This window comes from Calidifontibacillus oryziterrae, from assembly GCF_000331575.1.
GTDB lineage: Bacteria > Bacillota > Bacilli > Bacillales > Bacillaceae_J > Calidifontibacillus_A > Calidifontibacillus_A oryziterrae.
The window spans coordinates 1,779,585-1,792,453 of sequence record NZ_KB223527.1; the positions used below are offsets into that span (position 1 = coordinate 1,779,585).

At 35.2% G+C, this 12,869-nt stretch carries 15 protein-coding genes; 4 read left to right on the top strand and 11 right to left on the bottom strand.

The window, feature by feature from the left end:
• Positions 1-87: 87 nt before the first annotated feature.
• The gene (locus tag D612_RS0117045; RefSeq protein WP_017756715.1) at positions 88-1,110 is read right to left on the bottom strand and encodes a hypothetical protein; all 1,023 of its coding nucleotides are present in this window, start codon (positions 1,108-1,110) and stop codon (positions 88-90) included.
• Positions 1,111-1,516: 406 nt separating this feature from the next.
• Here D612_RS0117045 and D612_RS0117050 point away from each other — a divergent pair, with 406 nt between their 5' ends.
• Positions 1,517-1,891, top strand: a complete 375-nt coding sequence (locus tag D612_RS0117050; RefSeq protein ID WP_017756716.1) for a hypothetical protein — start codon at positions 1,517-1,519, stop codon at positions 1,889-1,891.
• A 614-nt stretch (positions 1,892-2,505) separates the two neighbouring features.
• Here D612_RS0117050 and D612_RS0117055 read toward each other — a convergent pair.
• Complete coding sequence (locus D612_RS0117055) at positions 2,506-3,417, bottom strand: nuclease-related domain-containing protein (protein ID WP_017756717.1); 912 nt, start codon at positions 3,415-3,417, stop codon at positions 2,506-2,508.
• A 273-nt stretch (positions 3,418-3,690) separates the two neighbouring features.
• Here D612_RS0117055 and D612_RS0117060 point away from each other — a divergent pair, with 273 nt between their 5' ends.
• Positions 3,691-4,320 (top strand): PilZ domain-containing protein, encoded by a 630-nt coding sequence (locus tag D612_RS0117060; RefSeq protein ID WP_017756718.1) that lies wholly within the window; start codon positions 3,691-3,693, stop codon positions 4,318-4,320.
• Positions 4,321-4,497: 177 nt separating this feature from the next.
• On the opposite strand, the gene D612_RS20015 is transcribed toward D612_RS0117060, so the two are convergent.
• Entirely contained in the window at positions 4,498-5,373 is an 876-nt protein-coding gene (locus D612_RS20015; RefSeq protein WP_017756719.1) for a DNA/RNA nuclease SfsA, read from the bottom strand.
• 165 nt (positions 5,374-5,538) lie between these two features.
• On the opposite strand from D612_RS20015, the gene D612_RS0117070 reads away from it, so the two are divergent.
• A complete protein-coding gene (locus D612_RS0117070) occupies positions 5,539-5,859 on the top strand; it encodes a YbjQ family protein (protein ID WP_017756720.1) in 321 nt (106 codons plus the stop codon).
• Between the two features lie 3 nt (positions 5,860-5,862).
• Complete coding sequence (locus tag D612_RS0117075) at positions 5,863-6,087, top strand: hypothetical protein (RefSeq protein ID WP_017756721.1); 225 nt, start codon at positions 5,863-5,865, stop codon at positions 6,085-6,087.
• Positions 6,088-6,401: 314 nt separating this feature from the next.
• Here the strand turns inward: D612_RS0117075 and D612_RS0117080 are convergent, their stop codons facing one another.
• The 8 genes from D612_RS0117080 to D612_RS0117115 all read right to left on the bottom strand — a co-directional run bounded on the left by D612_RS0117080 (position 6,402) and on the right by D612_RS0117115 (position 12,811).
• The gene (locus D612_RS0117080) at positions 6,402-6,716 is read right to left on the bottom strand and encodes a thioredoxin family protein (RefSeq protein ID WP_017756722.1); all 315 of its coding nucleotides are present in this window, start codon (positions 6,714-6,716) and stop codon (positions 6,402-6,404) included.
• Between the two features lie 178 nt (positions 6,717-6,894).
• Positions 6,895-8,076: a NupC/NupG family nucleoside CNT transporter gene (locus tag D612_RS0117085; protein WP_017756723.1), complete on the bottom strand. Its 1,182-nt coding sequence runs from the start codon at positions 8,074-8,076 to the stop codon at positions 6,895-6,897.
• A 62-nt stretch (positions 8,077-8,138) separates the two neighbouring features.
• Positions 8,139-8,537 (bottom strand): cytidine deaminase, encoded by a 399-nt coding sequence (locus tag D612_RS0117090; RefSeq protein ID WP_017756724.1) that lies wholly within the window; start codon positions 8,535-8,537, stop codon positions 8,139-8,141.
• Between the two features lie 320 nt (positions 8,538-8,857).
• Positions 8,858-9,337: a 23S rRNA (pseudouridine(1915)-N(3))-methyltransferase RlmH gene (gene rlmH, locus D612_RS0117095; RefSeq protein ID WP_017756725.1), complete on the bottom strand. Its 480-nt coding sequence runs from the start codon at positions 9,335-9,337 to the stop codon at positions 8,858-8,860.
• An 82-nt stretch (positions 9,338-9,419) separates the two neighbouring features.
• Positions 9,420-9,584, bottom strand: coding sequence for a CxxH/CxxC protein (locus D612_RS19175; protein WP_017756726.1), 165 nt, complete (start codon positions 9,582-9,584; stop codon positions 9,420-9,422).
• 315 nt (positions 9,585-9,899) lie between these two features.
• A complete protein-coding gene (locus D612_RS0117105) occupies positions 9,900-11,129 on the bottom strand; it encodes a S1C family serine protease (protein ID WP_026092562.1) in 1,230 nt (409 codons plus the stop codon).
• A gap of 163 nt (positions 11,130-11,292) precedes the next feature.
• Positions 11,293-12,087 carry an MBL fold metallo-hydrolase gene (locus D612_RS0117110; RefSeq protein ID WP_017756728.1) on the bottom strand — a complete coding sequence of 265 codons (795 nt, stop codon included), beginning with the start codon at positions 12,085-12,087 and terminating at the stop codon, positions 11,293-11,295.
• A complete protein-coding gene (locus tag D612_RS0117115; protein WP_233275006.1) occupies positions 12,071-12,811 on the bottom strand; it encodes a two-component system regulatory protein YycI in 741 nt (246 codons plus the stop codon). Before D612_RS0117115 ends, D612_RS0117110 begins: the two co-directional genes overlap by 17 nt.
• Positions 12,812-12,869: the final 58 nt, after the last annotated feature.

Here is a 12,869-nt window from a genome sequence, read left to right on the forward strand (position 1 = left end):
TAAGGTTTTTTAATTTTATAACAGTTGCTACTCTATTTTTTTATTTTTGGAATTTAATGGTTTTATGCTAATTCAGCAATATTTTTATTACTTTTTTCTTTTTTTTCGTTTTTCCTTATTAGTTTGTGCTTTATTCTCATTATTTTTTTTCTTTTTGCTATCCTTGTCTTTTTCCTCTGATTTTCCCTTAGCTTTTACCTTAGCTTTTACCTTAGCTTTTTCTAACCGTTTTTTTCGTTTACTCAAGTTTCTTTTGTTGAGGTTACCGTTCCCTTTTTGCTCATACTTTTCCCAGTGTTTATCGATTTTTTCCATTACAGCATCTGGATCATATCCCTGGGCAAGCATAGTTTTAACCCATTCTTCTTTAAAAACTTTATGCATTAACCCTTCTAATTGAATAACATACTTCTGGTCATCCTTTGTTGTTAATAATGATTTTGTACGCTTTTTATTTTTTTTATTAATTGACTTCTCAACAATTAGACCTTGGTATATTTGCCGTGAAAGTTCTTCCATGCGAATATAGTGCTTCCACTCCTCATATAGCTCTGGTGCCATTTCTTGAACATGAGTTAAAAATATTTCCTTATTTTCTTCACCTAAAGAAGTTAATAGCTTACGAGGATAAGGATAAACCCTGTCCCGCCAAACTGTTCTTGCTACATCAATTACCTTCAGATTACCGTCTGGTTGCAAATATATTTGGCGCTTATGGTGATCAATTCGCTCAAAGCCTATTTTTTTAAATATGATTAACATCTCTATTAGTTTTTCCGAAAGCGCCTTAGTTAATGGTTGCGATTGGAGATATTCACGTACATCTACACCTTTAACAATTTCCATAGCAATGTATAATGGTCCTTTAGCATACAATTTAGGAAAAAGACTACTTTTTTGTCCTAGTGATAGCGCGTAATATTCACGTTCACAATCCTCCTCATTCCCAAATACTTTTACGCATATATCATCAGTAAATTGAAAAACTGCGCCTTGTCTCCCTTTTCCCATCATCTTTAATGGAGACTTATTGACGACTTCCACATCAGCATTTACCATATTTTTTACTTGTATGTTTTTTACGCACTTTTTTAAATACAGAATGTCCATTTATTCACTCCCTCCCTTTGTTCCCCTCGACCTTGATACTATTTATCACAACCTTATTAGACTTATTATCAGGAGTAATTGCGGGTATCCCCGCCAATCTAAATTGTAGTATCCGTTAAAACCCTTCTATTTTTTATAAAACTTTAGACCCTACCCTTCTGTTCCTTGGGACTCAAACACTTCCTGATAATTTTTTGTAATTCCCGCTTTTATTGACCAGCTTATTTATCTACCCTTCTATATTTAATTCAAATTCTTAAGAAACGTACAGGCAATCATCCCAATTATTAAAAAAGGACTGGTTAAAATTTTACTTAAATTTAACAAATGCCCTAAAGCAGTCGTAAAAAAGAAATTTATAATGGAATTGTATACTATTATTTAATAGTGAAGAGGGATGGTACATATGAGTCAAAAGGAATGGAGAGGGTTTCAAGATAGGCGCCGCGGACCTGATTTTTGGAGTAAGGCTCTAGTGGTTGCACCAATTATTGCTTGGATATTATTATTTTTGATTCTTTCAGTAATTCATACTGCTCAACCTGAAGCATATACTTTTTTTGACCGTATTCTTAATCTTTCGCAAAGACGTACTTACTGGGATTCTCATGTTTTAAAATCAGCCTTCTATACAAGCATAATCTTGTTAGTTTTATCCATTTTCTTTTTAATTGTTAATAAATATCGGCATAAGCGAAAAACTGACCGATATAGTTATTCTTTGATCATTACAATGATTTTCTCATTTGCTATGATCCTATTTTATTTTTTTAAAATTTAGTCTCTACTTTGAGGTAATTAGGCTTTTTCTATTTTGCAACGTCTGAACTATGGTCAGGTTCGGACACCATTTGGTACTTATGCTAAAATCCTGTCCGAACTACCACCAAGTTCGGACTCCAATCGCTGTTTATGCTAAAATCCTGTCCGAACTATCGCCAAGTTCGGACACCATTTGGTACTTATGCTAAATTCCTGTCCGAACTACCACCAAGTTCGGACACCATTTGGTACTTATGCTAAATTCCTGTCCGAACTATCGCCTAGTTCGGACACCATTTGGTACTTATGCTAAATTCCTGTCCGAACTACCACCAAGTTCGGACACCATTTGGTACTTATGCTAAAATCCTGTCCGAACTACCACCAAGTTCGGACACCATTTGGTGCTTTTGCTAAAATCCTGTCCGAACTACCACCAAGTTCGGACACCATTTGGTGCTTATGCTAAATTCCTGTCCGAACTATCGCCTAGTTCGGACACCATTTACTGCTTTTGCTAAAATCCTGTCCGAACTATCGCCTAGTTCGGACACCATTTGCTGCTTTTGCTAAAATCCTGTCCGAATAGTCTCCCAAACAGCAGCGCCTATTTTTAAATCAATATACCTCGCTTCAACATTGATAATAAGTATTATTTGTACTACCAATAGTAGTGTAGTTTTTCTTTAAAATCCTACAAATTGTTCTTTTACTTACGTCCAAATTACACCAATCATAGATGCTTTGAGTAGTTACTTTTTGTTCAGGGAAAAGTAACATAAATTCACGTGCACTCCGCAAAATCGCTGTTTCAATCTTTTCTTTTCCACCACAATTACTACATAACAAAATATTATTTTTTTTGTAAACTTTAAATGACTTACAAGTATTACAATAAATGCCCTTATGCAATTGCTCATAATTGTACTTGGGCAATGAGGTAAATGGATTCTCGGTTTTGTGTAATGACACAATACTTTGAGCTAATTTTTTGTGACTTTCATTTAATTTTGATGGAGTTTTATTTAAGTCTTCTAAAAATCTATTAACTTGGGTTGGAAATATAAAAGGTTTGTCCATTGAGGCATGATATAAGGTGAATTCAGGATTGATGAAAATAACAGAGGCTTCTACTAGGAAATTTTGCCTGAGGTTTTGAAGAAATTGACGGAAAAGATTAGCACTTCTATTTAATTGATCTATTGGATTCTTGTATTCACGCTTAGTTGCCACGGAGTATAGTTTATTGGCCTCAAAGTAGCAATCACCATGATAATTTTTTATATCCAGTATGTGAATAACTCCCTGTGAGATCATTAAACAGTCTATTTGAAAAAAGTTGTTATTTACTTCAAGTAGCAAGTCATTAATGATATACCTTTCTTCTTTAAGACTTTTCGCTAGCAGATCAAATTGCAATTCTCCTTCATAACCCTTTTCCAAGTTTAAATAATGATACTTTTCCTTTTCCGTAAGCTCCATTCTCCTACTTAGATATCGCAATGCCAATAATTCATTTGATTCTAGTCTACTTTTTAGTAACATAAGCTCCATCCTTTCCTTGATATTAAACTCATTATACAAAAAACAAATTAGTATTAATTTTTTGAATATGATTATTTTGTTACATTTACATTGTTCATTTCACCGACTAATAAATTGATATCCTCTTCCTCTACTTCTATTTCATAAAGCCCGAGCCTAGATTGTCATACTTTTTTCAAAATGTTGGACAGGAATATGCTGGCCTTACATGAAATAGTTTAAGAGAGAATGTTAATTTATATTTTAAAAAAATTTATGCGGGAGGGAAATGGCATGAACAATAACTTGGACCAGCAGCTCCTTGGTGAAATTTGTACGTTAAAGTATGGTCAGGAAATATTAGTTGGACAGATTGTTCAAATAGATGAGGAACATTTTACGGTAAAACTAGTGGAAGGGGAAAAAAAATCTTCTTTTTTAGAAAAACAGGCTTTTAAAATTACAATCGAAACGCTTGATCGTAAAATTCGTTTATTAGATGCAGAATTTGTTTCTGAATCTTCTCAAGATATGAATCGATTATTATTACTAAAAGCCACATCAGATATTCAATTTCAAAGTAAGCGGCAAGGTCCACGTCTTCCATGTACAACTCCTATAGATATATTATATCGGGTATTCCCACCAATTTATCATTCTTGGAAAACCGGTAGCTTTTTTAATATCAGTACTGGTGGTGCTCAATTTATTGGTGATATGTATATTGCTATTGGCGAACTTATGGAGGTTAAACTTGGTCCACCGTTCTTTGCTGAAAATGAGATTGTCATAAGCCGAATTGTTCATGCTTCAAGTGAAAAAGGAAAGTATACGTTTTCGATTCAGTTTCTAAATTTGCAGGAAACTCATAAAGAACAGCTTAATAACTATATTAAAGAAACGCTTTCTGCGTTAAGAAAATGACCAGTTATTCGCAAGACTCAAGACGACTTAATCCACGAGTGTTTTCTCTAGTGTAAAAATATTTTATTAGATAAGGGGGCTGTCCTAAAATAGGGGCTGTCCCTATAATATTGTAGCTTTTACTTCTTTTTCTGACAAAATTCGGTATTGGGTTTGAATAGAATTTGACTTTTGCTTCTATTCGAGCATTTCTCCAGATAGATAAACCGGAAGTGGCTCATCCAAGACGATTTCATCCTCTCCGACAATACAGTCATAGGCTAAAATTTGTACTCCTTGTCGTGAAGCTTGTATTAAGGCATCCGTAAAAACTGGATCTATTTCCCTATTAGGTGCAAAAGCACGGCAACCTTTCATTTGCACTATAAACAAGATTGTACAAGTGTATCCTTCTTGAACGGCTTTTACCAATTCTAATACATGCTTTGTCCCCCTAGATGTCGGTGCATCTGGAAACATTGCGACTCCATTTGTCTCAAGTGTGACGCCTTTTACTTCAATAAATCCTTTTCCATTGTTGATATGCAGACCCTCTCCATTGTTGTTTTGCACATGGTTAGTATGCAGGCCATTTCCATTGTTGTTATGTAAGGCACTTCCAATGTTGCACTTTCCTCTCTCATTGCACTTCAAACCCTGCTTATCGATGTGCAGCACCTGCTTATCGATGTGCAGCACCTTTTTATCGTTCAGTTCAAAATAAATATCAAATCGGGAATCACCATAAGTAACTTCCCGTTTTACTAAATTTACCGAACCAAACTCCGCTAATTTACCGGCTTTAAGTAATTCAAATGCAATTAGATTGGGAGCCTGAGAATCAACATTCACCCATCCGTTATTTTTTGCTGCTGCTATTAACGAAAACCTTGTCTTCCTTGCCGGATTATCACTCAGCTCCAATAAAACCTCAGTATCCGGTAGCAGGAGCTCTTTTAAACGTCCGGTATTTTTTACATGTACCTGTTCTATTTTCCCGTTTATAAAAACTTCGGCAATAAATCTATTAACCCGCTTGTGCAGTCGGGCATGTACAATTTTTCGATATTTCATAGCTTCACTTCCAAGGAATCTTTTTCCCATATTACCAATTTGATCAAAAAATTCACAGTTGTTTCTCTTTATTTTATTGTTTATTCACATAGTAATGGTATTTTATATATATTTCAAAGTAAAATAAACATATAGTCATCCATTTTAACTAAGGAGCGAATTCATATGATCATCGTAACGACTGAGAATATTGCTAATCATAAAGTAAAAGAAGTGCTAGGTCCAGTATTTGGATTAACCGTAAGGGCAAGAGGAATCGGCAAAGATATCGTTGCCTCTTTAAAAGGGCTTGTTGGCGGAGAAATCAATCAGTACACGGAAATGCTGGAGGATGCCAGAAAACAAGCAATCGATCGTATGGTAAAGAACGCCTCTGCTATGGGAGCCAATGCGATTATTATGATGCGCTTTGATTCTGGTGAAATTGGCCAAAACATGAGTGAAATTGTCGCTTATGGAACAGCTGTTATTGCAGAAAAGGACTAAAAAATGAGCTGGATTTTTGGATTTTACGGCATACAATTCTTGATTTTACTTATTTTAATTATTGGCTCTTGGTTCATTTGGGACCGTCGTTTTAAAACAAAACATGGTAATCTAGTACCTAAAGGCTTCGTCCGAACGAACGAGATATCAATTGATCCAACCACAAGCAAAAGATTAATTGTATATTTTAATCCGGAAACTGGAGAGCGCTTTTATAAAGAAGAATAAGTATAATAAAAAGGGGTCTGTACTTTATCATAACAGACTCCTTTTCATCGCAATTAATGTAAGCCTATCTAGCACAATCCTACTTTGTAAAATGAGGAACCAAATATTCATACGTTTTCCATCAATAATTCGAGATTCTTTTTACATAGTCTAGAGCAAAATACATTGATAGCGTCAAAAGGATAAGTTCCATCTATCTTTTATCCCTTAAATATAAATCCCTTGTTTTATACCGGCATATGTAAAACAGCTACTTTTTCATACTTTTGTAAGTTAAGCTTTTGTACTAATGTTTTTGTCATTGATTACTCACCTTATTTTAATCCACTAATGAACGTTTCAATTTCTTCCTGCGTTTTGCGATCTTTGCTTACAAAGCGGCCTAATTCCGTGCCATTATTAAAAGCAATAAAGCTTGGGATCCCAAATATATCAAGCTGCTGACATAGATCGATATATTCATCACGGTCCACGTGAATAAAAATATAGTCCTTAAATTTTGATTCTACTTCCGGCAAAAACATATCAGCAAATCTGCAGTCAGGACACCAATCTGCCGAAAAAACAAATAAATGCTTCCCCTCTTTTTTTAACTGCTCAAACTGCTCTATAGATTCTAAGTTCCTCATGTATTCCTCCAACCTTGTAATAAAATTATTTTGCCATTACTCTGTCTGTATATACACCATCCTTATTTTAAAACAACTTATTCATAAAATTCTAGTTTTAGCTTGCTCATCTTTCTAATTATATTTTTGTTAAGTCCACAATTGGCGATACTTAAGCTGGTGTTGCCGTACATTTTTTTTACAAAACAATACTTACAATGACAGCTGATAGTACACTTACTAATGTTGCACCATATAAAAGTTTTAAGCCAAATTTAGCCACTACATTTCCCTTTGACTCATTCAGACTTTTTACAGCACCACTGATTATGCCTATTGAAGAAAAGTTAGCAAAGGAAACAAGGAAGACAGAGATAATCCCTAATGTACGCGGACTAAACGTTTCTGTCATTTCTGCCAAATCCATCATCGCTACAAACTCATTTGTTACAAGCTTTGTGGCCATAATACCTCCTGCCTTGACTGCCTCTGAAAAGGGCACACCCATAATAAAGGCAAAAGGTGCAAACATATACCCTAGGATTTCTTGAAATGAAATGCCGATAAGTAATTCAAATAAATTATTTATTGCAGCCATTAAAGCAACAAAACCGATTAACATGGCACCGACAATCACCGCTACTTTAAAACCATCAAGGATATATTCCCCTAACATTTCAAAGAATGATTGGCTTTCAGCGTCATGTATCTCCAGAATATCCTCCTCTGGATCAACAGTATACGGATTAATAATGGAGACAATGATAAATCCCCCAAATAAGTTTAAGACGAGTGCCGTTACTACATATCTCGGTTCAATCATGGTCATATAGGCACCAACAATCGACATTGATACCGTTGACATGGCCGATGCACAAAGAGTATATAAGCGAACAGCTGGCAAAAAGCCAAGTTGTTTTTTTACTGTAATAAATACTTCGGATTGTCCAATCATGGCTGATGCAACTGCATTGTAGGATTCCAGCTTCCCCAAACCATTTACTTTACTAAGCAATAAACCAATTGCTTTCATAATAAACGGCAGGATTTTTAGGTACTGTAAGATTCCAATCAGGACAGAAATAAATACAATCGGCAATAAGACATTAATGAAGAATGGAGATTCTCCTTTATTGGCAAGACCACCAAACACGAAGGATATTCCAGCACCTGCGTATTCCAGTAATTTCTCAAATACAGTAGCAAAAATTTTAATTAATTCCAGACCCAATACTGTATTTAATAATAAAGCAGATAATATTATTTGAATAACGACCATAAGAATAATTGGTTTTACTTTGATGTCTTTTCGATTATTGCTTGCCAAAAAAGCCATACCAAACACAACAAGCAACCCGATAACCGAAATAATATATTTCATCGTTTTCCTCCAGATGGTGTAAAAGTTCTTAGCTGATTAGTCGTATCCATTACTTTAAAAAACTATTGCTTTAAATCCTTCGCATAAAAAAATCCAGGCAGTAATTTATCAATAGTTGTCTCTACTTTATCCCCCTTTAAATTAGCTAAAATAATTTTTGTATTTATATCACAAAACTCAGCTATTACCTGACGGCAGGCTCCACATGGTGAAATAGGTCCTTCTGTATCACCGACCACAACTATTGTGTCAATTTCCCTTTCTCCCTCAGAAACTGCTTTAAAAATAGCGGTTCTTTCTGCGCAATTTGTTAACCCATAGGATGCATTCTCAATATTGCTTCCTGTAAAGACTTCTTTATTTCTTGTTAATACGGCAGCACCAACTTGAAATTTTGAATAAGGAGTATAAGCATTTTTTCGAGCCTTTATTGCTTGATCAAGTAATGATTGAGTATCCATTGTTTTATTCTCCTTTTAAATCGTGATTATTGAAGAGAGTAACGAGGTGGTGATTTGGAATTAGTCTTTTGCCGTCCATTAATAAGAAGATAAAATGTCGCCGTTCATAATTTTCACACCTATTTTCATTCCTAATTACATTTTTTATAGACATCCCTTAAGATACAACAGATAAAAAGAATTTATTCGTAATAACAAAGATTCGCATAATTGAAAAAGGGAAACAGCTGGGAAGGCTTATGGAACCATCTCTGTGGCTACACCGGTCAAACATTAGTGACTAGTCAAGGATAAGGCCCATATATACAAGAAAACCGCACCTATTTATGGTACGGTTCACCTCTATTTATCCGAAATGCCCGGTATACTTGCTCTACCAATATTAATCGAATTAGTTGGTGAGGAAAAGTCATTTTTGAAAACGACAGCGCAAAATCTGCCCTGTCTTGGACCGCTTTGCTCAACCCGAGGGAGCCGCCAATTACAAAGGAAACTTTGCTTTTGCCATAGGTAGCAAGGCGGTCAAGCTCAGCAGCTAGTTCTTCTGAATATAGCAATTTCCCTTCAATTGCTAGGATAATCACGTATGAATCATCGGAAATCTTTGCGAGGATCCGTTCCCCTTCTTTTTCTATTACTTGCAACATTTCCGCATCACTTAAATTTTCTGGGGCCTTTTCATCTGCAACCTCAACTATATCTATTTTTGCATATGGCCCTAAACGTTTTACATATTCTTCAATGCCTTGCTTAAGGTATTTCTCCTTTAATTTCCCAACACAAATAATCGAGATATTCACACTAATCCACCTACTATAAACAAGTTATTCACAATAGTTATCCACATATCCACATTTTTATCCTGTATGTTGTGGACGAATGCTAGTTCGATACAATATATACAGCGTTTTTTTCGCAATATTCACATGTTGTGAATAACTCTGGATAGTTATCCACAGATATTTTATCTATTTTTGGTGCTACTTCATATTCATCGACAATCGTATCAATTGCCACATCTACGTGTTCTTCACAACATTTAATCATCGTATCTCAACCTCTCAATAATGGTCTTACATTAGCTACTTTATGTTACTAATTTCCATTCCTTATTGTACATGAACTAGTATTAGAAAGACAGAACTTAAAAAGGAGACCATAATCCACATTGATCGCGTGGATGTTTGGTCCCCTAGTAACAGCTTACCTTTTCTCATTGTATTGTCGACTTTTACACTGTAGATGTTTCCATAGCAACTTTGTAGGTGTCTATTACTTTGAAGCTTTTTACATTATAGTTTTTTACATTATAACCTTTTACATTAAAGCTTCTCCCTTTACATTACAACCTTTTACATTTAATTAGAATGTATTTTCACCGACTAAATGCATCTGAGTTTTATATTTTTTTCCTTCGCGGTAATATATTACATCCATCGTATCACCAATATTTTTTTCTATATATAAATGCTTTCTAAGTTCCAGTACATCAGCTATCGGTTCGCCATCTAATTCAACGATGACATCCAATTCCTTCAATCCAGCGATTGCAGCTGGTGAATTTGGCACAACATTTACTAGGAAAACACCTTCATCAATTTGTTTAGGTAATTTTAGGGTTTCTTGCCAATGATAGCTAGGGATTTCATTTAATGATCTTAAACCTACTCCCATAAATGGGCGTCTAACTTCACCGAAATTCTCCAAATCCTCTATTATTGGCATAGCCATATCTATTGGGATAGAAAAACCAATTCCTTCGACAGCTTGCTCTGCAATTTTCATTGAATTAATTCCGATCACTTGCCCTTGAATATTTACTAGAGCACCACCACTATTGCCGGGATTAATTGCTGCATCTGTTTGTAAAACCTCTGCTTGCCAATCTGGTTGTCCGTCTCCATTAAGGTCTTGTGGAATCGTTCTTTCTACCCCGCTAATAATTCCCTGTGTTACTGAACCGGAGAACTCCAGGCCTAATGGATTACCAATCGCAATAACCGGCTCCCCAACTCTTACGTTTTCTGAGGATCCAATTTCAGCCACCGTATTAATTCGATCGCCATCTATTTGCAATACTGCTAAATCCATCATCTCATCACTACCTAGTACTTGAGCTGGGATACGAGTTCCATCACTTAAGCTGACTTCAACGTTTGACGCACCAGCTATAACGTGATGGTTAGTTGCAATAAAGGCCTTGCCTTTTTCTTTTTTATAAATAACACCAGAGCCTGTCCCTGCCTCACTTGTATCATTCCAAAAGCCTGTTTCCTGGATATTAATGACGCCAACAACAGCATCCGATACTTTATCAACAGCTTCAGTTACTCCAGAAATAATATTCACATTTACTTGCGATTGAATAATTTCTTGTTGATTCCCCGTTCCGTTAACTGTTGTTTGATTAGACTCTGGGCCTTTAGGAATCAAATTATATGGTAGAATATCATACTTTAATAAAATCGGAATTGTAAAAATTACAATTAATGCCCCCAAAGCGGCTCCAACTAACGCAGTTAAAAACAATCCACCACGGTTGCCCTTTTGCTTACTGTTATTTTGTTCGTAATTTTGATCATAGTAGCCCACTAATGTCACCAAGCCTTTCCTTCTGATGAATAATAATATTTGTCTAGGATGTACAGTCTTGGTTGCTAATAAACATATTATACTTATTTATCAGCCTAACTTCTATTTTGACGAACTGCTAATTTATGTAGCTTTTGTGACTTTTCAAATCACGTGTTTATACTTATACATAAGCTAGCTTTGTTGGTATTTTAGGATCCGTATCATATAGCTTGAAAGACTCACCTACTGAAAAGCCTTTTTCTTCCAATGTTTGTGAAACTGCCATTCGCGCTAATTCTTTAATGTTATTATCTTTGCTTAAATGCGCCAAATAAATTCGTTTTGTTTTTTCGCCAATACATTCAGCTAGCGCTAGACCAGCATCTTCATTTGACACATGTCCAACATCACTAAGAATACGACGTTTAACATTCCAAGGATAATGACCCATTCTTAGCATCTCAACATCATGATTCGCTTCAAATATAAATACATCTGAATTACGAATTGTACCTTTAATTCGATCACTAACATAACCTAAATCTGTGGCAAGCGTTACTTTTTTACCTTGGCTATGAAAAACGTAAAACATCGGTTCGGCTGCATCATGTGAAACACCAAATGATTCTACATCAATATCAGCAAATGTTTTAATCGAACCCATTTCAAAAATAAACTTTTGCTCTAGCGGAATAGCGCCAATTAAGCTTTCCATTGCCTTCCAAGTTTTTTCATTTGCAAAAATAGGAAGCTTGTACCGTCTTGCCATGATTCCTAGTCCTTTAATATGGTCACTATGCTCATGGGTGACTAACAGGCCGTCTAGCTCACCTGGATCCAAATTTACAGATTCCATTAATTGCTCCATCTGCTTTCCGCTAAAACCAGCATCAACAAGTAGTTTAGCTTTATCTGTTGCGATATAAAAGGCATTTCCTGTGCTACCACTTGCTAATACGCTAAAATGTAAGCTCATGCACTTCCACTCCATCTTCTAAGTATTCCATAATTTGTCCTTCAAATGCATTCACAAAATAATTCTCACTATTATCAACAATAATATGCCATGTAGGTGCAAAAAACTGGATATCATCTGACAAAGGTATATTTTTGTAATAACCAAACTCTATATTTGTGACCTGGCTACCTGGTGACAAATAATCGTTTTTATATAAGTTTTCAATTGCTTTTAAAGGTGGCAATATGTCCTGATTCGAGCCTTCTTCAGTTATTTCCTTCAAATCAATTAATAAAGTCTGTTCGTACCCGATTACTTGATTTTCTTCATTTAATTGCATTGATAGCATCGCGTGTTCATTGAAATATAGCGGTTTATTTTTAAACGTTTGAAAAAATAATAGCTTATTTGTTTTTTTATTCAATCCCCAATATAAATACTGGCCACCAGCATAAACATCTTTCTCAAGAATTTCGTTTAAAAAAGCTTCAACATTAAAGGCAGGAAGAGTTATTGGTTCATTAAATTCAGAGACAATCCATTCTTCTGTTAGAAATGAGATCCTCTGGTCTTCCAAGCTTTGGACTTCCTCTTCGGTAAACTTCTTGCGCTTCCCTGTAATATAGGTTTCATTGCGATCTACTTCAGGAAGCTCCACGTAAGAAATGTCTTCAGCCTCTAGCTGTTCTTCTATTGTTGACTCAGTAATATAATCAAGCTGACTGCTAGTGCGTTTCTCCATGAATTGAAAAACCAAAAATAAATCAAGGATAAGAAATATTAGAATAAAAATGGTTTTA